The sequence below is a fragment of the Azotobacter chroococcum genome (assembly GCF_002220155.1).
GTDB lineage: Bacteria > Pseudomonadota > Gammaproteobacteria > Pseudomonadales > Pseudomonadaceae > Azotobacter > Azotobacter chroococcum.
Genome location: NZ_CP011835.1, coordinates 1810116 through 1836311, shown reverse-complemented (window position 1 = coordinate 1836311; position 26196 = coordinate 1810116). Strand labels below are relative to the sequence as shown.

The following is a 26196-nucleotide window of genomic DNA, read 5'->3' as shown; positions in this document are numbered from 1 at the left end:
CCAGCTGCGTAGGGTGGAAACGGCCATCGGCCTTTCCCACCAGCGGCACTCAGCGCCCGCCGCCGCGCCAGGCCAGCACACGCGTCTCGATCCAGGCGGCCAGGCGGTTGAGGGCCAGGCCGACGGCACCGACCACCAGGAGGCCATAGATCACCTGGTCCATCTCGAAATGTTCGCGGCCGTCGATCATGGTGTTGCCGATCCCCGGCCCGGCGGAAAAGAAGTACTCGGCGCCGAGCGTGGCCAGCCAGGCGTAGATCAGCCCCAGGTGCAGGCCGGTGAAGATCGCCGGCGCGGCGGACGGCAGCACCAGCTTGAACAGCCGCTGCGTCGGGGTCAGGCCGAGCACCCGGGCCACCTCGAGCAGCTCGCGGCGGGTGGCGCGGATGCCCTCGAAGCTGTTCAGCGCCACCGGGTAGAACACCGCCAAGGCGATGAACGCCACCTTGGCCGGCTCGCCGAAGCCGAACCAGGCCGAGAGCAGCGGAATCCAGGCGAACAGGGCGATCTGCTTGAGGGCGTGGAAGGTCGGCCCGACCAGCCGCTCGGCCAGCCGCGACAGCCCGAGCAGGCCGCCGAAGGCCAGTCCCGCCAGGCTGCCGAGGGCGAAGCCGGACAGGTTGCGGCCGAGGCTGGCGGCGAGGCCCTGCCACAGCTCGCCGCTCGCCGCCGCCTGCCAAGCCGCTTCGAGCACTGCTGCGGGACTGGCAATCAGCCGAGTGTCCACCCAGCCCAGCGCGGTGGCCAGCCACCAGAGCAGCAGCAGGGCCGCCGGCACCACCCAGCCGCGCAGATCGGGCCGTTTGCGAGTCGCTTCGGACATGCGGCGTCTCCCTCAGAAGGCCTGGCGCTGCCAGCGCTGCAGGCGGGTTTCGACCAGCGCCAGGCCCTGGTCCAACAGCAGGCCGACCAGCCCGACCACCAGCATGGCGACGATCACCAGATCGAGCTGGAACATCTGCCGGCCGTCGACCATCAGGTAGCCGATGCCCTCGCTGGAGGCCAGCAGCTCCACCGTGACCAGGGCGATCCAGCCCTTGGTGAGGGCGAAGCGCACCCCGGTGAAGATGCTCGGCAGCGCCGCCGGCAGGATCACCCGGCGCAGGCGCAGCAGCAGCCCGAAGCGGTACACCCGGGCCACCTCCAGGTAGCTCGGCGGGATGTTGCGGATGCCGGAGAAGGTGTTGAGGGTCAGCGGTACCAGCACCGCCTTGGCGATCACCAAATACTTCAGCGCCTCGTCGATGCCGACCAGCATCATCAAGAGCGGAATCCAGCCCAGCACTGGCACCTGGCTGATCGCCTGGAACAGCGGCAGCAGATAGGCCTCGGCCTGGCGCGACAGGCCCATGGCGAGGCCGAGCAGCAGGCCGAGGGCGCCGCCGATGAGCGAGCCGATCAGCACCCGCTGCAGGCTGATCGACAGCTGGAACCACAGATCGCCGCTCGCCCACAGCTCGCCGAAGGTCTCCAGCACCCGCGACGGCGGCGGCAGGATCTGCGCCGACACCCAGTGCCACTCGACGGCGATCTGCCAGACGACCAGCAACAGCGCCGGCAACAGCAGCGCGGCGCCGCCGGCGCCGACCCGGCGCAGGGCGCGGGCAAGCCCCGGCCAGGGGCGGGTCGGGAACGCATGGAACAGTTGCGAAGCCTGAAGCGTGCTCATCGGGAAATCCTCCTTGCGCAGAGCGCGGGTTGCGGATGCTGCGGCGAAGGCCGCACGAGAAAACCGAGAAACAGCGGAACGAAGAGCAGGAACAGCGGCTGCAGGCCGAACCACTCGCCGAGCACGCCGCCGAGCACACTGCCGGCGAGGCTGCCGCCCGGCCCGGCCAGCACCGCCAGGCCGGCGATCCGCCCGTGGCCGAGCTGCGCGCCGTGCCGGGCATAGGCGGACAGGGTGACCACCTGCAACATGCCCAGCCCCAGGCCGAGCAGCAGCGCCCCGCCCCACAACAGCGGCGCCCGGCCGCTCAGGCCGAGGCTCGCCAGGGCGACGGCGCAGAGCAGCAGGCTGGCGACGAAACCGGCCTGGCCGCTGCCGCCGAGCAGCCGGCCGAGACCGAACAGCGCGACGATGTAGGCCAGCCCGTGGGCGCTGAGCAGCGCGGCGGCCTCGCCGGCCGACCAGCCGTAGTCCTGCACGGTGATGGCGACGATGAAATAGGAGAAGAACATCGCCGCCGCCTGCACGCAGAACTCCAGCAGGCAGTTGTCGCGCAGCGCCGGCTGCTCGCGCAGAACCCCGAGCTGGCGGCCCAGCGCGGCCAGGCTCAGCGGTTCGGCGCCCTGCCGGCGGGTCGGGTAGATGTGCAGCACCCGCGGCGCCAGCAGCGCCGGGATGGCGAACAGCAGGCCGATCGGCAGCCAGCTGCCGCCCGCCCCCAGCCAGCCGGCGAACAGCGCCGCCAGAGGCGGTGCGAGCAGCAGCATGCCGATCATCTGCGAGCCGCGGAACCAGCCGGCACGCGCCTCGCCGACCTGGGCCAGCTGCTGCATGAACACCGCGTTGAGCGAAACCAGCCGGCACGGCATGCACAGCCCGATCAGCAGGGTCGGCAGCAGCAGGAGCAGCGGCTGGCCGACCAGCGGCAGGAGCTGGAACAGGCCGCCGGCCAGCAGGCTGCCGAACACGTACAGGCGCAGCGGACCGAACTGCTCGACCAGCATCCCGCAGGGCAGGCTGGCGAGCAGCAGGCCGGCGGTCTGCGCCCCGGCCACCAGGCCCAGCTCCAGCGGCGAGGCCTCAAGGCTGAGGGCGTAGAGCGCGAAGTTCACCTTGGCCAGGCCCACGCCGATGCCGGACAGGCTGGCCAGCAGGATGAAGGCCGCCAGGGTGCGCGTGTCGGCCAGGCCGGGAGCGGTCGGGGTCATGCGCGCCTCACCGGGCCTGCGGGCGGTTGTCGGCATCGTAGGCCGGCCACAGCGCCTGCAGGCCGAGCCGGTCGATGGCGGCGTTCACGTATTTCGGCTCGACCCAGCCGTCGACGTCGACATCGCCGCGCAGCAGGCCCAGCTCGCGGGACTCGCGAACGGTGGCGCGGTAGCGGTCGACGAAGAACTCGTCGAGGCGCGGCGAGTAGCGGCGCGTCAGGCTCAGCTCGCCTTGCTCGGCACGCAGCGAGTCGACCGGGGTGCCGGACTTGGCCCACAGCTCGAACGCCGCGTTATCGTTCTCCGGCGCCGATACCCAGGCGGCGGTCTTCACCAGGCCGTCGACCACCTTCTGCACGATCTGCGGATGCTGCCGCTCGAAGTCGCCGTCCACCAGCACGTGGGTCTGGCGGGTCAGGCGGGCGTCCACCGCGCGGGTGTCGTAGATGATCCGGCCGACCCCGCTCTTCTGCAGTTCGAAGGCGGTGGACGACAGCCAGGCGCCGTCGATGTCCCTGGAGGCCAGCGCCGCCGCGGCGGTGGGGAAATCCATGTTGATGGTGCGGAAGTCGCGGTCCTGCAGGCCTGCGCGCTTGAGGGTGCGCGCGGTGGCCAGCTGCAGGTTGGTACCCTTGAACTGCGCCACCTTCTTGCCTTTGAGATCATCCAGGGTCTTGGCCGGCGAATCGACCGGCACCACCAGGTAGTTGGAGGCGAGCAGGCCGTCGGCGGCGATCAGCTTGGTGTTGAGGCCGCCGGCCTTGCCGATCACCGCCGGCAGGTCCCCCTGCCAGGCGAAGTCCAGCTGCTTGTTGGCCAGCGCCTCGTTGACTGCGGGACCGGCGCCCTTGAAGTAGGTCCACTCGACCTTGATGCCCTCAGCCTCCAGTTCCTTCTCGATGGCCTGGCACTGGTGGGCCAGGCTGGTGATGCTGGAGGAGGCGAAGGGGATGCCGCCCTTGCCGACGGTGGCCAGGCCGAAGCGGATCACCTGCGGATTGTCTGCGGCGCCGGCCGGGGCGATGCCCAGCCAGGTGCCGGCGAGTGCGGCGACGAGAGGAAGGAACAGCGTGCGTTTCATGGGTTGGCTTCCTGTGCCCGGATGCCGGACTGCCCCGTGCAGTCCTGGCGGGTGAAGGCCGGTGTTGCAGGGGATATGCCAACCACTGCTTATTTTTCATAAAAAAATGCGAAAAGAGCATAAAGAGCCTTGGCGCAGGCCCTGCCGCGCCCTCGCCTGCCCGGCCAGACCGATTCGCCGGATACTTCCGCCAGCCGGCGCTGCGGGAATTCCGGCAGAAGGTGTCGCGCACTGCGGGAAATGCCACAGCCGGCGGACATGAAAAAAGGCGAAGGCAGGGCTGCCTTCGCCTTCGGGGAAGTTCCGAGTTAAAAGCCTACTCATGGTCTTTTGTGGATATTCGCCAATAAAACCCGGCAAGATTTTTCAAATTCGCTCCAATTTGCCTGGGTATTACCTGAAAACCAACGCCTTGCTACAGGGCGTGGCTGGCTACTTGTCAAACAAAAAGGCAGCTCATAAGATAGCGCTATCTTTGAGAATGGTGCAGTAATCGTATGATGTTAAACTACACGCCATCACCTACAGACAGCCATAATTGGGGCATATCCATGTTAACGACAACAAATCAGTAACGTTATTAGCTTCTTATTTTCTTGATCATGTAAAGATAGCGCTGTCTCAATGCTGAGGTGCCTTATGCTTCCCCCCATCAACGCTCTGGTCATCATGGGCGTCGCCGGTTGCGGCAAGTCCAGCGTCAGCCAGGCGATCTGCGCGCTCAACGGCGCCACGCCCATCGAGGGCGACGCCTTCCATCCACCGGAAAACATTCGCAAGATGAGCGCCGGCATTCCGCTGACCGACGCGGATCGCAGCGGCTGGCTCGGCATCCTGTGCGACGAGTTGCGCCGCTCCATCGACGCCGGGCAGCCTCCGGTGCTCTCCTGCTCGGCCCTCAAGCGCAGCTACCGCGAGCGCCTGCGCAGCGCCGTGCCCGGACTCGGCTTCGTCTACCTCGAGCTGACGCCCGCCGTCGCCGCCCGCCGGGTCGCCGAACGCCCCGGCCATTTCATGCCGACGAGCATGATCGACAGCCAGTTCGCCACCCTCGAACCGCCTGTGGATGAGCCCCTGACCCTGGTTCTGGATGCTTCGCGCCAGAATATTCCGCAACTGGCCACCGCCGCCCACCACTGGTGGCGCCAGCATGAACCAGACTGACTGAGACGACTTTTTTATTTAGCCGTAAAAGATAGCGCTGTCTCAGCGCTGCTCCAGCTCAAGAACAACGACAATAGGAGACTCACCATGTTGGGCCTGTCCCACAACACCCTGCTGCTGCTCGATGCGCTGATCGCCATCGTCGGCCTGATCGTCCTGATCACCCGCTTCAAGCTGCATCCCTTCCTCGCGCTGATCATTTCCGCCCTGTTCCTCGGCCTGGTCTCGGGCATGCCGGTGGACAAGGTCATCAAGTCCTTCCAGGAGGGCTTCGGCGGCGTCCTCGGCTTCGTCGGCATCATCCTCGCCCTGGGCACCATGCTCGGCAAGATGATGGCCGAGTCCGGTGGCGCCGATCAGATCGCCCGCACCCTGATCCAGGCCTTCGGCAAGGAGCGCGTGCAGTGGTCGATGATGTTCGCCGCCTTCCTGGTCGGCATTCCGCTGTTCTTCGAGATCGGTTTCGTCCTGCTGATCCCGCTGGTGTTCATCGTCGCCCGGCGCACCGGAGTCTCGCTGATCAAGGTCGGCATTCCGCTGCTCGCCGGCCTGTCCGTGGTGCACGGCCTGGTGCCGCCGCATCCCGGCCCGCTGCTGGCTATCGGCGTGTTCGGCGCCGACATCGGCAAGACCATCCTCTACGGCCTGATCGTCGCCCTGCCGACCGGCATCATCGCCGGCCCGCTGTTCGCCTCCTTCATCGCCCGCTACGTTCCCGGCACGCCCTCGCCCGAACTGATGGAGCAGCTCGCCCACGAGTCCGAGGCCAGCAACCTGCCGAGCTTTTCCGTGACCCTGGTGACCGTGCTGCTGCCGGTGTTCCTGATGCTGCTGAAGACCTTCGCCGACGTGGCCCTGCCCGAGGGGCACCTGGTCCGCGCCTGGATGGACATGATCGGCCACCCGATCACCGCCCTGCTGCTGGCCCTGCTGCTGTCGCTGTACACCTTCGGCTACGCCCGCGGCTTCGAGCCCAAGCGGGTCTTCCGGCTGCTCGAGGAAAGCCTGGCGCCGACCGCCGCCATCGTCATGATCATCGGCGCCGGCGGCGGCTTCAAACAGATGCTGGTGGCCAGCGGGGTGGGCAACGTGATCGGCCAGATGGCGGTGAGCGCGCAGATCTCGCCGATCCTGCTGGCCTGGCTGGTCGCCGCGGTGATCCGCATCGCCACCGGTTCGGCCACGGTCGCCACCATCACCGGCGCCGGCATCGTGGTGCCGGTGATCGAGATGATGCCCGGCGTCAACCGGGAGCTGCTGGTGCTCGCCACCGGCGCCGGTTCGCTGATCCTCTCCCACGTCAACGACGCCGGTTTCTGGATGGTCAAGCAGTACTTCAACATGACCGTCAGCGAAACCTTCAAGACCTGGACCGCCATGGAGACCCTGCTCTCCGTGGTCGGCCTGCTGTTCATCCTGCTGCTCTCGCTGGTGGTTTGATCGAGCGGAGAGGCAATCCCGGCTCGCTCGCCGAGCCGGGATCGCCTCTCCCGCCACACGGTCGCCACGCCGGTCAGCCGTCAGTCCCTCGCTAGCCCCCAAGCGGTTCGCTCAGGCCGGCCAGCGCCTGTGGCGTGCCACAGCAATTGCCGATAGCGCCCGATTTCACCCTGTAACGGCGGCATTGGATGCCGTCCGGATATTTATCCGGTTGCCAGGACAACAATAATGAAAAACAGCAATAAACCCTCTCTGCTGAATCGCCCTCGTACCATTGCTCTACCCCTGCTGCTGGCAGGAATCCTGCCCGGCGCCCAGGCCGAATTCCTCGACGACGCCAAGGGCATCCTGACCCTGCGCAACTTCTACATCCACCGCAACTTCGTCGACGACGGCGCCACCCGCAGCAAGGCCGAGGAATGGACCCAGAGCTTCATCCTCGACCTGCAGTCCGGCTACACCGAAGGCCCCATCGGTTTCGGCATCGACGTGCTCGGCCTCTGGTCGGTCAAGCTCGACGGCGGCAAGGGCACCAGCGGCACCCAACTGCTCCCCGTCGGCAAGGACGGCGAGCCGGCCGACCAGTTCGGCCGCCTGGCGGTGGCCGGCAAGCTGCGTTTCTCGAAAACAGAGGTGAAGGCCGGCGAATGGTCGCCGGCGCTGCCGATCCTGCGCTCCGACGACGGCCGCTCGCTGCCGCAGACCTTCCAGGGCGGCATGCTCACCTCGAAGGAGATCAGGAACCTGACGGTCTACGGCGGGCGCTTTCGCGGCAACAGCCCGCGCGACGACAGCAGCCTGAATGACATGAGTTGGGTCGGCAATTCCAGCGTCACCTCCGACCGCTTCAGCTTCGCCGGCGCCGAGTACGCCTTCAACGACAACCGCACCACCGTCGGCGCCTGGTTCGGCCAACTGGAAGACATCTACAAGCAGCGCTACTTCCAGCTCACCCACACCCAGCCGCTCGGCAAGGACTGGAGCCTCGGCGCCAATATCGGCTACTTCGACGGCGAGGAAGACGGCAGCGCCCAGGCCGGCGAGCTCGACAACAAGCTGCTCTCCGGGCTGTTCTCCCTCAAGCACGGCGCCCATGTCTTCTACCTCGGCCTGCAACGGGTCACCGGCGACGACCGCTGGCTGCGGGTCAACGGCACCAGCGGCGGCACGGCGGCCAACGACACCTACAACGGCAGCTTCGACAACGCCCGCGAGCGCTCCTGGCAGCTGCGCTACGACTACGACTTCGCCACCCTGGGCATCCCTGGGCTGACGCTGATGACCCGCTACCTCAAGGGCACCAACGTGCACGTCGGCAACATCGACGACGGCGAGGAATGGAACCGCGAGACCCAGCTGAGCTACGTGGTGCAGAGCGGCCCGGCGAAGAACCTGACCCTGCGCTGGCGGAACTCGACGATCCGCCGCGACTGGGGCGCCAACAACAAGTTCGACGACAACCGGCTGATCGTCCAGTACCCGCTCTCGCTGTTCTGAACTCTCTACAAGGCCTGTCGTTCTTTACAGCCTCGCTATCCGGACATGAAGGCTTCGATGCCGTCCGCTCAGCACGACGACAGGCCTTTTTCCAGGAACAGGCCGGAATCGACTTCCTTCCGCCAGCCGACGGCATGTACGGCAAAGTCGATCTGGGACGTCAGACAGCGGCCACGTCCTCTCAGGTATCCGGCAATCGACAGGATCAGGGACATGTTATGGCGAATATCCTGGAGAGATGTGCCTTCACCCCGCCATCCGAAGCTGAATTCGGCCGCCATGGATTCGACGTGCCGTTTTTCATGCTCGGCCACATCGGACGGGTAGTTGAATATCGAATGCCCCTTGGCAAGGGCGAGCAATCCATCGCTCGCATAATCGTATACGGCCGCCAGGATGAACTTTTCTTCGAGGCTTACCGGAAGAGTGAGTATCCATGAGCAGCTTTTGACCCGGGACTCGACGACTGCCTTCAGGTAATTCCGCCGCCTGAAGCGCTCCTGCTCGTCTGCGATGATTTGCATGACCGCCTCTACGCTCTCGGGCCCCTCCGCCACAAAACGATCCTTTACCGGCCGGATGAGTTCGACGAAGCCCGCGGCAGTGATATAGCCATGCCTGTTCCTGGCTATCTTCCGTTGCACATGCAGCGACGGAATGGAAATTCCGGCACCGACATAGAAGGTGGCGCGATCGGCGGCCAGTATGACGCAGTCCCCCATGCTGACCGTCGCGATAAAAGTCATGCATCTCTCCCCCGCAGGCATATGACTCGGCCATAGCGCATTGCCAACACTGGAGACAGAACGCTCGCGCCCATTAACCATAGGCGCATTCGGCGCGGTCCATGGTCATTGCGCTGCATTAGGGCCTGCCAACACTACTCCACGCGGCCGCGACGGAGCGGGATCAGCGAACGATCGGACGGTTGTCGGCGTCATAGACCGGCCACAGCTTCTGCAGGCCGAGCTGCTCGATGGCTGCCTGGACGTACTTCGGCTCGACCCAGCGGGCCACGTCGACATCGCCGCGGATCAGGCCGAGCTCTTTGGATTCCCGCACCGTGGTGCGGTAGCGCTCGACGAAGAACGCATCCAGCAGCGGCGAATAGCGGCGCTGGAACGACTGCCCCTCCTGCTCGGCGCGCAGCGCCTCGAGCGGCGTGCCGGAGTTGGCCCAGAGCGAAAGCACCGTTTCCCGGTTGGCCGGGTCCGAGGTCCAGGCCGCGGTCCTGACCAGGGCGGTCACCACCTTCTGCACCAGCTCGGGATGCTCGCGCTCGAACTCGCCGCGCACCAGCACATGGCCCTGGCGGGTCAGGCGCGGATCGACGGCGCGGGTATCGTAGAGGATCCGGCCGACGCCGGAAGCCTGCAGATCGAAGGCCCGCGCGTCGAACCAGGCGCCGTCGATGTCCTTCGAGGTCAGCGCGGCGGCCATGGTGGCGAAATCCATGTTGAGGGTGCGGAAATCGCGCTCGCCGAGGCCCTGCTGCTTCAGGGCGCGCAGGATCGCCAGGTGCAGGTTGGTGCCCTTGAAGAGCGCCACGCGCTTGCCCTTGAGGTCGGCGAGGCTCCTGGCCGGGGAGTCGGCCGGCACCACCAGGTAGGTGGAGGTGAGCAGGTTGTCGGCGGTGATCAGCCGGGTGTCCAGGCCGCCGGCCTTGGCGACCACTGCCGGCAGGTCGCCCTGCACGGCGAAATCCAGCTGCTTGTTGGCCAGCGCCTCGTTGACCGCCGGTCCCGCACCCTTGAAGTAGTGCCACTCGACCCGCACGTCGCTGCCCTCCAGTTCCTGCTGGAGGGCCTTGCGCTGGTCGGCGAGGCCGGCCACCCCGCCGTTGGAAAAGGGCACGCCGCCCTTGCCGACCTGGGCGACGCCGAAGCGGATGGTCACGGGCTCGGCGGCACTGAGCGGAAGCGGCGCCAGCAGCAGGGCCGCACTCAGCAGTCCGGGCAGCAGGGAGGCCAGTAGGTTGGTCTTCTTCATCGCGGATGTCCTTATTCGGCTCGAGGGGCTTGGCGGTGCGCAGGACAACCGCCCTATAGCCACGGAGCAAGCGCTGTGCCGAAGCGGACGAAGCTCCGGCTGCGCCATGCCCGCGCGGGGAGCGCTTCCCGCCGCTGGCGCGGCGCCGCCGGCCGAATGGCCCGGCGAAACGTCCCGATTCGCGGCGGCCTCGAGTGCGGCAACTGTTGCATACGGCGCAGCCGCCGCGGCCAACTGTTGAAAATCTCCCAGCGCGCTCCCGCCGCTTGGCGCCGGAAACCCTGGCGATCCCCTGCAGCCCCGAGCCGGCGTGGCCTCCAGCGGCAGGGCGAAGTGCTGGCATGCATTCTGCCTTGGTAGTCCCGCGACCTTCCGGCCACTCCGGAAGCCTTCTTCACGACTCCCTGCCAAGGAAACGCGCCATGAGCAAACGCCAGCTTGCGCTGAATGCCTTCATCGTGCCGACCGGCCATCACATCGCCGCCTGGCGGCGCGCGGACGTGCCGGAGCACGCCAACCACGACTTCGGCGAGTACGTCCGCGTGGCCCGCCTGGCCGAGGCGGCCAAGTTCGATGCGCTGTTCGTCTCCGACTCGGTGGCGGTGAACGCGGGCAATGGCGGCAGCGGCCTGGAGGAACTGGCGCTGACCGCCCGCGGCACCCGCCTGGAACCCTTCACCCTGCTCGCGGCGCTGGCCGCGGTGACCGAGCGGATCGGCCTGATCGCCACCGTCAGCACCACCTACAACGAGCCCTACCACCTGGCGCGCAAGTTCGCCTCGCTGGACTGGATCTCCAGAGGACGCGCCGGCTGGAACCTGGTGACCTCCTCGGCGCCGGCCGAAGCGCTGAACTTCAACCAGAGCGAGCTGCCCGACCACGGCGAGCGCTACCGGCGCGCCGAGGAGTTCCTCGACGTGGCGCAGGGCCTGTGGGACAGCTGGGAGGACGACGCCTTCGTCCGCGACAAGGCCAGCGGCCAGTTCTTCGATCCGGCCAGGCTGCACGTGCTGGACCATGAGGGCGAGCACTACCGGGTGCGCGGTCCGCTGAACGTGGCGCGCTCGCCGCAGGGCTATCCGGTGCTGGTGCAGGCCGGCTCCTCCGAGCCGGGCCGGGAAATCGCCGCGCGCAGCGCCGAGGCGATCTTCACCGCGCACCAGAGCCTGGAAAGCGCCCAGGCCTTCTACGCCGACGTGAAAGGGCGCCTGGCCAAGTACGGCCGCGCGCCCGAGGCGCTGAAGATCCTCCCGGGGATCTTCCCGGTGGTCGGCCGCACTGAAGAGGAAGCGCAGGCCAAGTACCGCGAGCTGCAGGAGCTGATCGACCCGCGGGTCGGCGTCAACCTGCTCAGCGCGCTGATCGGCAGCGACCTGTCCGGCTTCGATGTCGACGGCCCGCTGCCCGAGCTGGCGGCCACCAACCAGAACAAGAGCCGCCAGGCCCTGCTGCTCGAACTGGCGCACCGCGAGAACCTGACCATCCGCGAACTCTACCTGCGCATCGCCGGCGCCCGCGGCCACTGGACGGTGGTGGGCACCCCGGTGCAGATCGCCGACCAGATCCAGAGCTGGTTCGAGCAGGGCGCGGCCGACGACTTCAACGTGCTGGCGCCCTGGCTGCCCGGCGGCCTGGAGGAGTTCATCGAACTGGTGGTGCCGGAACTGCGCCGCCGCGGGCTGTTCCGCGAGGAATACAGCGGCACCACGCTGCGCGAGCACCTGGGCCTGGCCCGCCCGGAAAACCGCCATGCCGCCGGGCGCGACCGGCGCGCGGCGAGCTGACCCCCGTCCCGGCGGGCCGCTGCGGCCCGCCCCAGCGTTTCATCCGCACAAGGAGTTGCCATGCCGTCCCCCGCCCGCCTGCAGCAGGCCGTGCCTCGAGCCGAGGCGCTCGTCATCACCCCGCTGTCCCTGCACATCGGCGCCCAGATCGACGGGATCGACCTGTCGCGCCCGCTGCCCTCCGCCCAGCGCGAGGCCATCCGCGCCGCCCTGCTGCGCTGGAAGGTGCTGTTCTTCCACGACCAGCACCTCGACCACGCCCAGCAGGTGGCGCTCGGCCGGCAGTTCGGCGAGCTGACCGTCGGCCACCCGGTGTTCGGCCATGTCGAGGGCCACCCGGAGATCTATTCGGTCGGCCGCGACCGCTTCAAGACGCGCTTCACCGACGAGCGCCTGGTGCGCCCGTGGAGCGGCTGGCACACCGACGTGAGCGCGGCGGTCAACCCGCCGGCGGCAGCGATCCTGCGCGGCGTGGACATTCCGCCCTATGGCGGCGACACCCAGTGGACCGACCTGGTGGCCGCCTACAACGGCCTGTCGCCGACCCTGCAGGCCTTCGTCGACGGCCTGCGCGGCGAGCACCGCTTCACCCCGCCGGAGGGCGCCGAGGCGCGGCCGGGCTTCAGCGAACCGCTGGCGGCCCGGCCGCTGGTCAGCGAACACCCGCTGGTGCGGGTGCACCCGGAAACCGGAGAGAAGGCGCTGTTCGTCAGCCCGAGCTTCCTCAAGCGCATCGTCGGCCTCAGCCCGCGCGAGAGCGAGCAGTTGCTGGAGCTGCTCTTCGAGCAGGCGATCCGCCCCGAATACAGCGTGCGCTTCAAGTGGCGGCCCGGCTCGCTGGCCTTCTGGGACAACCGGGTCACCGCCCACCAGCCGCCGACGGATATCCACGCCACCGATCTCGCCCGCCAGCTCTATCGCATCACCCTGGTCGGCGACATCCCCGTCGGCCCGGACGGCCGTCCCTCCCGCGCCATCGCCGGCGAGCCGGTGCTGGCCCATCCGGCCGCCTGATCCTTCTTTCCATCCACCGGGGGCGCGACCCCGCCGTCGCCCCCGTCCACGAGGTATCGCATGACTGTCCTGTACATCGCCCCCGGCGCCTGCTCCCTGGCCGCCCACAGCCTGATCCACGAGCTCGACCTGCCGATCCGCATCGAGCCGGTGGCCCTGCGCACCCCCGACTCGCCGATCCACGCCGTCAACCCGCTGGGCCGGGTGCCGGCACTGCAGCTCGACGACGGCAGCGTACTCACCGAGAACAGCGCGCTGCTGCCCTACCTGGCCGACCTCAGGCCGGAAGCCGGGCTGTTCGCCCCGGCCGGAAGTGTCGAGCGCGCGCAGATCCAGAGCTGGATCGGCTACCTGACCTCGGAGGTGCATGTCGGCGGCTTCCGCCCGCTGAACCGTCCGGAGCGCTACTCGGCCGACGAAGGCGCCCATCCGGGCATCCGCGCCCAGGCCGCCGAACAGCTGCACCAGGCGCTGGCGCACATCGAACGTCACCTGAACGGGCGGCAGTGGCTGGTGGACGAGCGCTACAGCATCGCCGACGCCTATCTCGGGGTATTCGCCGGCTGGCTGCCACGCCTCGGCGAGCGCTTCGCCGATCTCGCGCAGATCGCCCGCGTCGGCGCGGCCTTCCGCGCCCGCCCGGCGGTCCAGAAGGCTCTGGCCGCCGAAGGGCTGCTGTAGGTCCGGCGCCCGCCGATCCACGGCGGGCCGCCACATGGGGTACTCTGCCCTTCCACCCACCTCGGCAAAGGAAATCCGCAATGATCTACCGCCCACTCGGCAGGACCGATCTCCAGGTCAGCGCGCTGGCGCTCGGCAGCATGACCTGGGGCGAACAGAACAGCGAAGCCGAAGGCTTCGAGCAGATCCGCCGCGCCCAGGCGGCCGGGATCAACTTCATCGACACCGCCGAGATGTACCCGGTGCCGCCCAATGCGGAAACCGCCGGCGCCACCGAGACCATCATCGGCAACTACTTCAGGCGCCACGGCGGACGCGGCGACTGGATCGTCGCTACCAAGGCGGCGCCGCCCGGCAACGGCATCACCCACATCCGCGGCGGCCGCAACCATTTCGACCGCGCCAACCTGACCGCCGCGGTGGACGCCAGCCTGAAGCGCCTGCAGACCGACTACATCGACCTCTACCAGTTGCACTGGCCGGACCGGCAGACCAACTTCTTCGGCCAGCTCGGCTACCGGCACGATCCGGACGCCCACATCACGCCGATCGAGGAGACGCTGGAAGCACTCGACGGCCTGGTGAAGAGCGGCAAGATCCGCCATATCGGCCTGTCCAACGAGACGCCTTGGGGCGTGCACCGTTTCCTGCACCTGGCGGAAACCCGCGGCTGGCCGCGGGCGGTGTCGATCCAGAACCCCTACAACCTGCTCAACCGCAGCTTCGAGGTGGGCCTGGCGGAAATCGCCATCCGCGAACAGGTCGGCCTGCTCGCCTACTCGCCGCTGGCCTTCGGCCTGCTCTCCGGCAAGTACGAAAACGGCGCACAGCCGCCCAAGGCGCGGCTGACCCTGTTCGAGCGCTTCCAGCGCTACAACAACCCGCAGGCGCGCCGCGCCGCCAGCGCCTACATCGCCCTGGCCCGCGAGCACGGCGTCGATCCGGCGCAGCTGGCCCTGGCCTACGTCACCAGCCGGCCGTTCCTCACCAGCAACATCATCGGCGCCACCAGCTTGGAGCAGCTGGACAGCAACATCGCCAGCCTGGACCTGAAGCTGAGCGACGAGCTGCTGGCCGGCATCGAGCGCATCCACACCGAGCAGCCCAACCCGGCGCCTTGAGACAGCCTCTGTAGGAGCCAGCTTGCTGGCGATGCTCCTGGCGGATAACCGATCGCCAGTTTCGTAGGGTGGACAACGCCGCAGGCTTGTCCACCATGGTGGATGGCTTCAGCCATCCACCCTACTGCTGCCCCGAGAACACCTCAGACCCGCGGCGCGCGCGTCTCGGGCAGCAGGTCGTAGCGTTTCAGCAGGGTGCGCAGGGCATGGCGGCTGATGCCGAGGCGGTCGGCGCTGTGCACCTGGTTGTAGCGATGGCGCTGCAGGGTGGTTTCCAGCAGCAGCGACTCCCAGCGCGCCAGCAGGCCGTCGTCGCCGCGCTCGAGCAATTCGCCGAGCTGCTTGCGGATACCCTGCCAGAGCGGATCGACCGGGGCCTCGGCCGGCACCGTCAGCGGCCGGGCGCTCGCCGGCGGCGCGCTGCGCGGGCGCAGCTGCAGGTGGCGGGCCTCGATCAACTGGCCGCCGGCCATCAGCGCGGCGGACAGCAGCACGTTCTCCAGTTCGCGGATGTTGCCCGGCCAGCTGTGCCCGAGCAGGCGCTCGGCGGCGCCCGGCGTCAGCGCCGGCTCCGCGCGGGCGTGCTCGCGGGCGAACTGGCCGAGGAAATGCCGGGCCAGCGGCAGGATGTCGCCCGGTCGGTCGCGCAGCGGCGGGATGGCCAGGGTGACGATGTTCAGGCGGTAGAACAGGTCCTCGCGAAAGCACCCGGCGGCGATCGCCGACTGCAGGTCGACGTGGGTCGCGGTGACCAGCCGCACGTCGATGGGGATCGGCTTGCGTCCGCCGACCCGCACCACCTCGCGCTCCTGCAGCACGCGCAGCAGCTTGACCTGCAGCGCCAGCGGCAGATCGCCGATCTCGTCGAGAAACAGGGTGCCGCCGTTGGCGGCCTCGAACCAGCCTTCGCGGCGGCCGGCGGCGCCGGTGAAGGCGCCGGCCTCGTGGCCGAAGAACTCGCTCTCGGCCAGGCTCTCGCTGATCGCCGCGCCGTTCACCGCGACGAAGGGCCCCGTGCGCCCGCTGCGCTGGTGCAGGTGGCGGGCCAGCAGTTCCTTGCCGGTGCCGGTCTCGCCCTGAATCAGCACCGGCACCGGGCTGTCGGCGACCAGCTCGGCCTGGGCCAGCAACTGCTGCGAACGCGCGTCGGCGAACAGCAGGGCCTTGGCGCGGATCTCCATGCGGCTGTTTTCGTGGGGAGCCAGGGTCAGGACGGGAGCGTTCATGGACGGCCTCGCGGACGGATATTCGGTGCGGCAGGACTCTAGCGGCCCATGCTTATGTTTAAAAATAATCAAATTTGATTTGTATATTCCATTTTATCCAAGAGACACTCTGCCCGAACACCGCGACCGCTGCCGGATAACCGCCAGCGGTCCGCGCAAGCTGCGTGAAATCCAACAGCTCTGCGGCCATGAAGCGGCCAAAAGCCGCGAAATTCCTGGCTGACGGGCACTGGCACGCTTTCTGCTCCGTCCTGGTCGAGGAAGGCGCGGGCCCGGCCCGCCGCACACCCTGCCGCCGGCCGATGCGCCGCGCAGGCTCAACCATTCGCCTGCGGCAAGGAGCCGCAGCAGCCCCACAGGAGAAACCCATGTCCCTGGATATCCGCCCCGTCACCGGCCGCATCGGCGCCATCGTCAGCGGCGTGCGCCTGACCGATCTGGACGACGCGCAATTCGCCGAGCTGCAGCAGGCCGTGCTCGAGCACAAGGTATTGTTCCTGCGCGACCAGCACCTGACCGACGCCGAGCAGGAAGCCTTCGGCCGCCGCTTCGGCGATCTGGTGGTGCATCCGACCGTGCACACCGCGGAAAACACCGCCGGTATCCTCGATGTGGACTCCGAGCGCTCGCGGGCCAATTCCTGGCACAGCGACATCACCTTCGTCGTCGACTACCCGAAGATCACCATCCTGCGCGGCGAGGTGATCCCCGAGGCGGGCGGCGACACCGTGTTCGCCAATACCGTCGCCGCCTACCAGGAGCTGCCCGCGCCCCTGCAGCGGCTGGCCGACAGCCTGTGGGTACGCCACACCAACGACTACGACTACGCCGCGCCCAAGCAGATCGAGGTGGCTGCCAACAAGCGCTTCCGCGAACAGTTCACCTCCACCGTCTACGAGAGCGAGCACCCGCTGGTGCGCGTGCATCCGGAAACCGGCGAGAAGGCGCTGGTGCTCGGCCACTTCGCGGAACGCATCGTCGGTCTCAACTCGCGCGATTCGCGGGCGCTGCTGGACCTGTTCCAGGCGCACGCCGTCAGGCTGGAGAACAGCGTGCGCTGGCGCTGGAGCGAGGGCGACGTGGCGCTGTGGGACAACCGCGCGACCCAGCACATCGCCGTCGACGACTACGGCAGCGCCCGGCGCATCGTGCGCCGCACCACGGTGCTCGGCGAGATCCCGGTATCGGTCGGCGGCGAAACCAGCCGGGCGATCAAGCCCGGCCCGGAAAGCCGCATCCCGCGCAGCGAAGAGGACAAGCTGGCGCTGAAGAAGGCCGGCTGAGAGCCAGCTCCCTCGGACGCACCGCGCGGCCCCTCGCTCGCCGGTGCCGTCTGCACATCTTCCCACCAACGGCCTGTGCGACAATCCGCAGGATCGCCTTCGTCGGATTGCCGTGCCCGCCCACTGCCCTCGCGGCAGTGGCGGGGCACCGCGACAAGAGGCAAGCTAGTCATCACGCGCAGGGCCATTCCAAGGACCCTGCCCGCCTGCTCCCGACGACAAGAGGCCGCCCCCATGTACGCCTGGCTCAATGCCCTGCCCAAAGCCGAACTGCACCTGCATCTGGAAGGCTCGCTGGAGCCGGAGCTGCTGTTCGCCCTCGCCGAACGCAACAAGGTCGCCCTGCCCTGGCCCGACGTGGAGAGCCTGCGCAAGGCCTACGCCTTCCACAACCTGCAGGAATTCCTCGACCTCTACTACCGGGGCGCCGACGTGCTGCGCACCGAACAGGACTTCTACGACCTGACCTGGGCCTACCTGCAGAAGTGCAAGGAACAGAACGTCATCCACACCGAACCCTTCTTCGATCCGCAGACCCACACCGACCGCGGCATTCCCTTCGAGGCGGTGCTGAGCGGCATCGGCCAGGCGCTGGAGGACGGCCGCAAGCAGCTCGGCATCAGCAGCGGGCTGATCCTGAGCTTCCTGCGCCACCTCTCCGAGGAGGAGGCGCACAAGACCCTCGACCAAGCCCTGCCCTTCCGCCACGCCTTCATCGCCGTGGGTCTGGACAGCTCGGAAAAGGGCCACCCGCCGCGCAAGTTCCGCCAGGTGTTCGACCGCGCCCGCGCCGAGGGCTTCGCCACCGTCGCCCATGCCGGCGAGGAAGGCCCGCCGGAATACATCTGGGAAGCCCTCGACCTGCTCAAGGTCAAGCGCATCGACCACGGCGTGCGCGCCGCGGAGGACCCCAGGCTGCTGGAGCGGCTGATCGACGAGCAGATCCCCCTGACCGTCTGCCCGCTGTCCAACGTCAAGCTCCGCGTGTTCAAGGACATGGCCGAGCACAATATCCTCAGGCTGCTGGAAATGGGCGTGAAGGTGACGGTGAACTCCGACGACCCGGCCTACTTCGGCGGCTACGTCACGGAGAACTTCGCCGCCCTGCAGGAAAGCCTCGGCATGACCTGCGAGCAGGCCGAACGCCTGGCGCAGAACAGCCTGGATGCCCGTCTGGTCTGAGCGGGAATGCCCGTGGCCCTCGCAGGGTGGGTCAGGCCAAGGGCCGTAACCCACCGACCGGCCCGGCGGGCCGGCCATGGGGATGCCTGCCGGCACCCTCGGCGGGTTACGCCGCCTTGCGGCTAACCCGCCCTACGCGTTTCGTACCACCATACTTTCCAGGCTCCGCCGAACCTCTGGAGGATGCAGTGATCCAGTTTCTCCTCAACCGCGAACTGCGCAGCGAGCGCACCCTCGACCCGAACCTCACGGTGCTCCGCTACCTGCGCGAGCACCGGCACAAGACCGGCACCAAGGAGGGTTGCGCCTCCGGCGACTGCGGCGCCTGCACCGTGGTGATCGGCGAGCTGGTCGGCGAGCAAGGCCGGGAGCGCCTGCGCTACCGCAGCCTCAACGCCTGCCTGACCTTCGTCGCCGCCCTGCACGGCAAGCAGCTGCTCACGGTGGAAGACCTCAGGCACGACGGGCAGCTGCACGCCGTGCAGCAGGCGATGGTCGACCAGCACGCCTCGCAGTGCGGCTTCTGCACGCCCGGCGTGGTCATGTCGCTGTTCGCCCTGCAGAAGAACGCCGACAACCCCGACCGGGAACAGGCCTGCGCGGCCCTGGCCGGCAACCTCTGCCGCTGCACCGGCTACCGGCCGATCCTCGCCGCTGCCGAGCAGGCCTGCAGCGCTCCGGAGCCGGACCAGTTCGACGCCGCCGAGGCCGAGATCGTCGCGGCGCTCAAGGCCATCACCCGGGACAGCGCCGAACTGGCCGCAGGCGACAAACGCTGCCTGCTGCCGAGCAGCGTCGCCGAGCTGGCCGCGCTCTACGCGGCCCATCCCGAGGCGCGGCTGTTCGCCGGCGGCACCGATCTCGCCCTAGAAGTGACCCAGCAGCACCGCACCCTGCCGCTCACCATCCACCTTGGCCGCATCGAGGAACTGAAGCGGGTGACGGTGGGCAGCGAGGCCATCGAGATCGGCGCCGCCACGCCGCTCACCGACTGCTACGCCGCGCTGGCCGCCGAATACCCGGACTTCGGCGCGCTGCTCGCGCGCTTCGCCTCCCTGCAGATCCGCAACCAGGGCACCCTGGGCGGCAACATCGGCAACGCCTCGCCGATCGGCGACGCGCCGCCGCTGCTGATCGCCCTCGGCGCGCGCCTGCAGCTGCGCCAGGGCGAGGCCACCCGCACGCTGGCGCTGGAGGACTTCTTCCTCGACTACAAGGTCACCGCCCTGCAGCCGGGCGAGTTCATCGAGAAGATCCTCGTGCCGTGCGCCCGCCCCGGCCAGGCGTTTCGCGCCTACAAGCTGTCCAAGCGCCTGGACGACGACATCTCGGCGGTCTGCGCCGCCTTCAACCTGCAGCTCGAGGACGGCCAGGTGCGCGAGGCGCGCATTGCCCTCGGCGGCATGGCGGCGATCCCCAGGCGCGCCGCGGCCTGCGAGCAGGCGCTGCTCGGCCAACCGTTCGACGCCGCCGCCATCGAGCGCGCCTGTACGGCGCTGGCCGGTGACTTCGACCCGCTCAGCGATTTCCGCGCCAGCCGCGAATACCGCCTGCTCGCCGCGCAGAACCTGCTGCGCAAGGCCTTCCTCGAACTGCACACGCCGGCACTGCCGACCCGGGTGACCGATCATGTCTGAGCTCATCTCCCACAGTCAGGAAGAACTCGCCGCGCTGTTCCGCGCGGAGCTGGTCACCGGTGTCGGTCGCAGCGTCAGGCACGAGAGCGCGGCCAAGCACGTGACCGGCGAGGCGCTCTACGTCGACGACCGCCTGGAATTCCCCAACCAGCTGCACGTCTACGCACGCCTCTCCGAACGCGCCCACGCGCGCATCCGGAGGATCGACACCGCGCCCTGCTACGCCATCCCCGGCGTGGCCATCGCCATCACCAGCGCCGACGTGCCCGGCAAGCTGGACATCGGCCCGGTGTTTCCCGGCGACCCGCTGCTCGCCGACGGCATCGTGCAGTACCTCGGCCAGCCGGTGCTGGCGGTGGCCGCCGACAGCCTGGAGAACGCCCGCCGCGCAGCGCTGGCGGCAGTGATCGAATACGAGGATCTGGAGCCGGTGCTGACGGTGGACGAGGCCCTGCGCCGCCAGCAGTTCGTCCTCGACAGCCACAGCCACCGGCGCGGCGACGCCGCCGCGGCGCTGGCCAGCGCCCCCCATCGCCTCGCCGGCAGCCTGCGGATCGGCGGCCAGGAGCATTTCTACCTGGAGACGCAGATCGCCGCGGTGCTGCCCAGCGAGGACGGCGGCATGCTGGTCCACAGCTCGACCCAGCACCCCACCGAGGTGCAGAAGCTGGTCGCCGAGGTGCTCGGCGTGCCGATGAACAAGGTGGAGGTGGACATGCGCCGCATGGGCGGCGGCTTCGGCGGCAAGGAGACCCAGGCCGCAGCGCCGGCCTGCCTGTGCGCGGTGATCGCCCGCCTCACCGGGCGGCCGACCAAGATGCGCCTGCCGCGCAGCGAGGACATGCGCATCACCGGCAAGCGCCATCCCTTCCAGGTGGAGTACGAGGCCGGCTTCGACGACGACGGCCGCCTGCACGGCGTGCACATCCAGCTGGCGGCCAACTGCGGCTATTCGCCGGACCTCTCCGGGGCCATCGTCGACCGTGCCATGTTCCACGCCGACAACGCCTACTACCTGGGAGAGGCGCTGATCGACGGCCACCGCTGCAAGACCAACCTAGCCTCGAACACCGCCTTTCGCGGCTTCGGCGGCCCGCAGGGGATGCTCGCCATCGAGGAGATCATGGACGCCATCGCCCGCCACCTCGGCAAGGACCCGCTGGCGGTGCGCAAGCTCAACTACTACGGCAAGAGCGAGCGCAACGTCACCCACTACCACCAGACGGTGGAGCACAACCTGCTCGAGGAGATGACCGCCGAGCTGGAGGAAAGCTGCGGCTACGCCGCGCGCCGCGAGGCAATCCGCGCCTTCAACGCGCAGAGCCCGGTGCTGAAGAAGGGCCTGGCGCTGACCCCGGTGAAGTTCGGCATCAGCTTCACGTCGAGCTTTCTCAACCAGGCCGGCGCGCTGCTGCACGTCTACACCGACGGCAGCATCCACCTCAACCACGGCGGCACCGAGATGGGCCAGGGCCTCAACACCAAGGTCGCCCAGGTGGTCGCCGAGGTGTTCCAGGTGGACATCGCGCGCATCCAGATCAGCCCGGCGAACACCGGCAAGGTGCCCAACACCTCGCCCACCGCCGCCTCCAGCGGCGCCGACCTGAACGGCAAGGCGGCCAAGGAGGCGGCGCAGACCATCAAGCAGCGCCTGGTCGAATTCGCCGCCCGGCACTGGCAGGTCGGCGAGGAGGACGTGCAGTTCAGGAACGGCCAGGTGCGCATCCGCGACCGCTACCTGAGCTTCGAGGAGCTGATCCAGGCGGCCTACGTCGGCCAGGTGTCGCTCTCCAGCACCGGCTTCTACCGCACGCCGAAGATCTACTACGACCGCACCCAGGCGCGCGGCCGGCCGTTCTACTACTACGCCTTCGGCATGGCCTGCGCCGAGGTGCTGGTCGACACCCTGACCGGCGAGTACCGCCTGCTGCGCGCCGACATCCTCCACGACGTCGGCGCCTCGCTGAACCCGGCCATCGACATCGGCCAGGTCGAGGGTGGCTTCGTCCAGGGCATGGGCTGGCTGACCAGCGAGGAGCTGGTCTGGGACGACAAGGGCCGGCTGCTCACCACGGGACCGGCCAGCTACAAGATCCCCACGGTCGCCGACGTGCCGGCCGACCTGCGGGTCAAGCTAGTGGAGAACCGCCGCAACCCGGAGGACACGGTGTTCCACTCCAAGGCCGTCGGCGAGCCGCCGTTCATGCTCGGCATCGCGGTGTGGTGCGCGATCAAGGACGCCGTGGCCAGCCTCGCCGACTACCGCCTCCAGCCGGCCATCGACGCCCCGGCGACCCCGGAGCGGGTGCTCTGGGGCGTGGAGCAGATGAAAAGGCTGCAGCAGGACGTAGGGCGGGTGCAACCCGCCGGACAGGGTCAAGGCGCAACTCCCAATGGCGGGTTGCACCCGCCCTACGAGTCGGGGAGCCGCGAATGAGCAACATGAGCTGGATCGACGCCCTCGCCGACCTCAAGCAACGCGGCGAGCCCTGCGTGCTGGTGACCATCGTCGAGGAGCAGGGCTCCACGCCGCGCAACGCCGGGGCGAAGATGGTGGTCGAGCGCGAGCGGCTGCACGACACCATCGGCGGCGGCCACCTGGAATTCAAGGCCCTGCAGATCGCCCGCGAGATGCTGGAAAGCCGCAGCCAGGCCGCACGCCTGGAGCGCTTCGCCTTGGGTGCCAGCCTCGGCCAGTGCTGCGGCGGCGCCACCGTGCTGCTGTTCGAGCCGCTGGGCCAGCCGCAGGCGCGCATCGCCCTGTTCGGCGCCGGCCACGTCGGCCGCGCCCTGGCGCCGCTGCTCGCCGGCCTGCCGTGCAAGCTGCGCTGGATCGACGCGCGCGAGGAGGAATTTCCCGACCCTGTGCCCGCCGGGGTGGAACGGGTGATCAACGACGAGGTGCTCGAGGAAGTCGGGCGGATGCCTGCCGGCAGCTACTTCATCGTCATGACCCACGATCACCAGCTCGACCTGCAGCTCGCCGAGGCCATCCTCAAACGCAACGACTTCGTCTACTTCGGGCTGATCGGCTCGAAGAGCAAGCGCGCCCGCTTCGAGCACCGCCTGCACGAGCGTGGCCTGGCCGCCGAGGTGGTGCAGCGCATGCGCTGCCCGCTGGGCCTGCCCGAGGTGAAGGGCAAGTTGCCGCTGGAGATCGCCATTTCCATCGCCGGCGAGGTGATCGCCACCTACAACGCCCGTTTCGGCGAGGAAAGCCAGGGCGGCGAAAGCATCGCCAGACTGCTGCCGGCCTCGCGGCGCACCCCGGCCTGAAAGTATGTAGGGTGGATGGCCGAAGCCATCCACCATGGTGGACAAGCCTGCGGCGTTGTCCACCCTACAGACTGATCGCCAGCAAGCTGGCTCCTACCTTGTCGGGACCGACTCACCACATGAAGGACCGTCCGATGCACGCCCACCGCGCCGCCCTGCTCCACTGCCTCGCCGATCCCCGCGTGGTCGGCATCGAACGTTCCTGCCAGTATTTCGAGGATGGCCTGCTGCTGGTCGAGGACGGCAAGGTCGCGCAGATCGGCGACGCCGCCAGCCTGCTGCCGACCCTGCCCGCCGGGGTCGAGGTGACCGAGCACCGCGACGCACTGATCGTCCCCGGCTTCGTCGATACCCACATCCACTACCCGCAGATGGACGTGATCGCCTCCTACGGCACCCAACTGCTGGAATGGCTGGAGACCTACACCTTCCCCGCCGAAGGCCGCTTCGCCGACCCGGAGCATGCCCGCGTCCAGGCGCGCTTCTTCCTCGAAGAACTCCTGCGCAACGGCACCACCACCGCGCTGGTGTTCGCCACCGTGCACCCGCAGTCGGTGGACGCCTTCTTCGAGGAGGCGAGCCGGCTCGATCTGCGGATGATCGCCGGCAAGGTGCTGATGGACCGCAACGCCCCGGACTACCTGCGCGACGACGCCGCCTCCGGCTACGACGAGAGCAAGACGCTGATCGAGCGCTGGCACGGCAAGGGCCGCCTGCACTATGCCATCACCCCGCGCTTCGCGCCGACCAGCACGCCCGAGCAGCTGGAGCTGGCCGGCCGGCTGCTGCGCGAATACCCCGGCCTCTACCTGCACACCCACCTCTCCGAGAACCGTGCGGAGATCGACTGGGTGAAGGAGCTGTTCCCCGAGCGCAAGCACTACCTGGACGTCTACGACCACCACCGCCTGCTCGGCGCCCGCTCGGTGTTCGCCCACGGCATCCACCTCTGCGACGACGAGTGCCGGCGGCTCGGCGAGAGCGGCTCGGCGGTGGCCTTCTGCCCGACCTCCAACCTGTTCCTCGGCAGCGGCCTGTTCGACCTGGCCAGGCTGGAAGGCCACGGCGTGCGCGTCGGCCTGGGCACCGACGTCGGCGGCGGCACCAGCTTCTCCCAGCTGCAGAGCCTCAACGAGGCCTACAAGGTGCTGCAGCTGCAGGGGCAGCAGCTCGATCCGTTCAAGGCGCTGTACCTGGCCACCCTCGGCGGTGCCCGGGCGCTCTACCTGGACGAACAGATCGGCAACCTGCAGCCGGGCAAGGACGCCGACTTCGTGGTGCTGGACTGCAAGGCCACGCCGCTGCTCGCCCGCCGTCTGGAACAGGCGCGCAGCCTCGAGGAAAAACTCTTCGCCCTGATGATCCTCGGCGACGACCGGGCAGTTAAGGAAACCTTCGCCGCCGGGCGCTCGGTGCACCGGTGCGAGTCATAGGCAGCGGCGCAGTTCGCTCTTGAGAGTCTTGCCGTAGCTGTTCTTCGGCAGCTCCTGGCTGAACAGGTAGCGTTTGGGCTTCTTGAACGATGCCATGCGCTCGACGAACCAGGCGTTGAGAGCCTGCGCGCTCACCTGCTCACCCGGACGGGGGACGACGAAGGCCACCACGCGTTCTCCCCATTCCGGGTCCGGCTCGCCGACCACCGAAACTTCGGAGATCGCCGGATGCAGCGCCAGCACCTCCTCCACTTCGCGGGGATAGATATTGCTGCCCCCGGAGATGATCACGTCCTTGGAGCGGTCGGTGAGAGTCAGCAACCCATCCTGGTCCAGGTAACCGATGTCGCCGGTATATAACCAGCCGTCCACCAGCGTCGCGCCGGTTGCCGCCTCGTTGCGCCAATAGCCCTGCATTACGCTGGGACCGCGCACGACAACCTCGCCGGGCTGGCCTGGTGGCAGTGGATGACGCGATCCATCCACCACGCAGACCTCGACGCACGACTGCGCATAGCCGACCGAGAACGCCAGCCGCTGCCAGTCCGACCGGGCTCGGTCGGCGATCAGCTCGCGGGAGAGCGCCGTGATCGTCATCGGACTTTCGCCCTGGCCGTAGATCTGGATCAGCCGCGGGCCGAAGGTCGCCACCGCCTCCTGCAGATCGGCCAGATACATGGGTGCGCCGCCGTAGACGATGGACTTGATGCCGTCGCCGCCATAACCCTGGCGTCGTGCCTCTTCGACCATGCGCTTGACCATGGTCGGTGCCGCGAACAGGGTCAGCTGCCCCAGCCTCCTGGCCAATCCGAACAGCTCGGCGGCATCGAAGCCGCGTGAGGCGGGAATCACGTGCCGGGCTCCGCAGCGAACATGGATGAAGTTGTACAACCCCGCCCCATGGGACATGGGCGCGGCATAGACGCAAGCGTCGTCCGCGCTGACCGGATCGACATCGACCGGATAGCAGAGGGACATCGCAGTCAGGTTGCCGTGGGAAAGCATCACACCCTTGGAGCGCCCCGTAGTGCCGGAGGTATAGAACAGCCAGGCGAGGTCGTCCGGGCTACGCCGGATGGGACCTGCCAATAGAGGGGCGGCCTGCTTCAGTCGCTCGATCATGCTTCCGCGGCCGGCCAACTCCCGGCATTGCGCGGGCAGTTCGCCCTCGGCGAACAGGCTTCCGTCGTCGGTGAAGATCAGCCGGGCTTGAGCGTCGTCGGCGATCCAGGCAGCCTCGCTGCGATGCAGCTTGCAGTTGATCGGTACCGCTACCGCGCCGGCCCACCAGATGGCGTGGAGCAGCTCCAGGTACTCGCAGCAGTTCCTCATGAACAGCGCGACGTGCTCTCCCGGCACGATGTCGTAGTCATCGCGCAGCGCCGTTGCCAGGGCGCCGGCACTGGCCGCGAACGTCCGGTAGTTCGCGACCAGCCGCTCGCCTTCGTACAGGGCCGGCCGCTCGGGCCAGTGGCGCGCGGCATCGTTCAGCCAGTTGGCGAGGTTCATGG

At 68.3% G+C, this 26196-nt stretch carries 22 protein-coding genes; 14 read left to right on the top strand and 8 right to left on the bottom strand.

Annotated features, from left to right (window positions below; translation table 11 throughout):
• Positions 1–49: 49 nt before the first annotated feature.
• The 4 genes from ACG10_RS08555 to ACG10_RS08540 are packed head-to-tail and all read right to left on the bottom strand — an operon-like array spanning position 50 to position 3958.
• On the bottom strand, positions 50–823 hold the full coding sequence (locus tag ACG10_RS08555) for an ABC transporter permease (protein ID WP_089167906.1): 774 nt from the start codon (positions 821–823) through the stop codon (positions 50–52).
• A gap of 12 nt (positions 824–835) precedes the next feature.
• Entirely contained in the window at positions 836–1669 is an 834-nt protein-coding gene (locus ACG10_RS08550) for an ABC transporter permease (RefSeq protein ID WP_089167905.1), read from the bottom strand.
• The gene (locus tag ACG10_RS08545) at positions 1666–2877 is read right to left on the bottom strand and encodes an MFS transporter (RefSeq protein WP_089167904.1); all 1212 of its coding nucleotides are present in this window, start codon (positions 2875–2877) and stop codon (positions 1666–1668) included. Before ACG10_RS08545 ends, ACG10_RS08550 begins: the two co-directional genes overlap by 4 nt.
• Positions 2878–2884: 7 nt before the next feature.
• Positions 2885–3958: an ABC transporter substrate-binding protein gene (locus ACG10_RS08540; protein ID WP_089167903.1), complete on the bottom strand. Its 1074-nt coding sequence runs from the start codon at positions 3956–3958 to the stop codon at positions 2885–2887.
• A 639-nt stretch (positions 3959–4597) separates the two neighbouring features.
• Between ACG10_RS08540 and ACG10_RS08535 the strand changes: the two genes are divergently transcribed.
• The 3 genes from ACG10_RS08535 to ACG10_RS08525 all read left to right on the top strand — a co-directional run bounded on the left by ACG10_RS08535 (position 4598) and on the right by ACG10_RS08525 (position 8059).
• A complete protein-coding gene (locus tag ACG10_RS08535) occupies positions 4598–5122 on the top strand; it encodes a gluconokinase (RefSeq protein WP_089167902.1) in 525 nt (174 codons plus the stop codon).
• Positions 5123–5209: 87 nt separating this feature from the next.
• Positions 5210–6562, top strand: a complete 1353-nt coding sequence (locus ACG10_RS08530; protein WP_089167901.1) for a GntP family permease — start codon at positions 5210–5212, stop codon at positions 6560–6562.
• Between the two features lie 228 nt (positions 6563–6790).
• Entirely contained in the window at positions 6791–8059 is a 1269-nt protein-coding gene (locus tag ACG10_RS08525) for an OprD family porin (protein ID WP_089167900.1), read from the top strand.
• A gap of 68 nt (positions 8060–8127) precedes the next feature.
• Here ACG10_RS08525 and ACG10_RS08520 read toward each other — a convergent pair whose 3' ends face one another.
• Both ACG10_RS08520 and ACG10_RS08515 read right to left on the bottom strand, forming a co-directional pair.
• Positions 8128–8805, bottom strand: coding sequence for a hypothetical protein (locus ACG10_RS08520; protein ID WP_232487213.1), 678 nt, complete (start codon positions 8803–8805; stop codon positions 8128–8130).
• Positions 8806–8968: 163 nt separating this feature from the next.
• Positions 8969–10048: an ABC transporter substrate-binding protein gene (locus ACG10_RS08515; protein ID WP_089167899.1), complete on the bottom strand. Its 1080-nt coding sequence runs from the start codon at positions 10046–10048 to the stop codon at positions 8969–8971.
• A 422-nt stretch (positions 10049–10470) separates the two neighbouring features.
• Here ACG10_RS08515 and ACG10_RS08510 point away from each other — a divergent pair, with 422 nt between their 5' ends.
• From ACG10_RS08510 to ACG10_RS08495, 4 genes are all read left to right on the top strand, one after another.
• Positions 10471–11832: an LLM class flavin-dependent oxidoreductase gene (locus ACG10_RS08510; RefSeq protein WP_089167898.1), complete on the top strand. Its 1362-nt coding sequence runs from the start codon at positions 10471–10473 to the stop codon at positions 11830–11832.
• Positions 11833–11892: 60 nt separating this feature from the next.
• On the top strand, positions 11893–12846 hold the full coding sequence (locus ACG10_RS08505; RefSeq protein WP_089167897.1) for a TauD/TfdA dioxygenase family protein: 954 nt from the start codon (positions 11893–11895) through the stop codon (positions 12844–12846).
• Positions 12847–12906: 60 nt separating this feature from the next.
• Positions 12907–13527, top strand: coding sequence for a glutathione S-transferase N-terminal domain-containing protein (locus tag ACG10_RS08500; protein WP_089167896.1), 621 nt, complete (start codon positions 12907–12909; stop codon positions 13525–13527).
• Between the two features lie 80 nt (positions 13528–13607).
• A complete protein-coding gene (locus tag ACG10_RS08495; RefSeq protein WP_089167895.1) occupies positions 13608–14648 on the top strand; it encodes an NADP(H)-dependent aldo-keto reductase in 1041 nt (346 codons plus the stop codon).
• A 143-nt stretch (positions 14649–14791) separates the two neighbouring features.
• Here ACG10_RS08495 and ACG10_RS08490 read toward each other — a convergent pair whose 3' ends face one another.
• Complete coding sequence (locus tag ACG10_RS08490) at positions 14792–15829, bottom strand: sigma-54 interaction domain-containing protein (RefSeq protein WP_089169825.1); 1038 nt, start codon at positions 15827–15829, stop codon at positions 14792–14794.
• A 43-nt stretch (positions 15830–15872) separates the two neighbouring features.
• Between ACG10_RS08490 and ACG10_RS23640 the strand changes: the two genes are divergently transcribed.
• The 7 genes from ACG10_RS23640 to guaD all read left to right on the top strand — a co-directional run bounded on the left by ACG10_RS23640 (position 15873) and on the right by guaD (position 24685).
• Positions 15873–16097 (top strand): hypothetical protein, encoded by a 225-nt coding sequence (locus ACG10_RS23640; RefSeq protein WP_157731422.1) that lies wholly within the window; start codon positions 15873–15875, stop codon positions 16095–16097.
• Between the two features lie 145 nt (positions 16098–16242).
• On the top strand, positions 16243–17157 hold the full coding sequence (locus tag ACG10_RS08485; protein WP_089167894.1) for a TauD/TfdA dioxygenase family protein: 915 nt from the start codon (positions 16243–16245) through the stop codon (positions 17155–17157).
• A 234-nt stretch (positions 17158–17391) separates the two neighbouring features.
• Positions 17392–18339, top strand: a complete 948-nt coding sequence (locus ACG10_RS08480) for an adenosine deaminase (protein WP_089167893.1) — start codon at positions 17392–17394, stop codon at positions 18337–18339.
• A gap of 188 nt (positions 18340–18527) precedes the next feature.
• The gene (gene xdhA, locus ACG10_RS08475; protein WP_089167892.1) at positions 18528–19976 is read left to right on the top strand and encodes a xanthine dehydrogenase small subunit; all 1449 of its coding nucleotides are present in this window, start codon (positions 18528–18530) and stop codon (positions 19974–19976) included.
• Positions 19969–22413 carry a xanthine dehydrogenase molybdopterin binding subunit gene (xdhB, locus tag ACG10_RS08470; protein ID WP_232487211.1) on the top strand — a complete coding sequence of 815 codons (2445 nt, stop codon included), beginning with the start codon at positions 19969–19971 and terminating at the stop codon, positions 22411–22413. The genes xdhA and xdhB overlap by 8 nt, the downstream gene beginning before the upstream one ends.
• Positions 22410–23252, top strand: coding sequence for a xanthine dehydrogenase accessory protein XdhC (xdhC, locus tag ACG10_RS08465; protein WP_089167891.1), 843 nt, complete (start codon positions 22410–22412; stop codon positions 23250–23252). Before xdhB ends, xdhC begins: the two co-directional genes overlap by 4 nt.
• Positions 23253–23386: 134 nt before the next feature.
• Complete coding sequence (gene guaD / locus ACG10_RS08460; RefSeq protein ID WP_089167890.1) at positions 23387–24685, top strand: guanine deaminase; 1299 nt, start codon at positions 23387–23389, stop codon at positions 24683–24685.
• Here guaD and ACG10_RS08455 read toward each other — a convergent pair.
• Entirely contained in the window at positions 24680–26194 is a 1515-nt protein-coding gene (locus tag ACG10_RS08455; RefSeq protein ID WP_089167889.1) for a class I adenylate-forming enzyme family protein, read from the bottom strand. The genes guaD and ACG10_RS08455 overlap by 6 nt on opposite strands.
• Positions 26195–26196 lie beyond the last annotated feature (2 nt).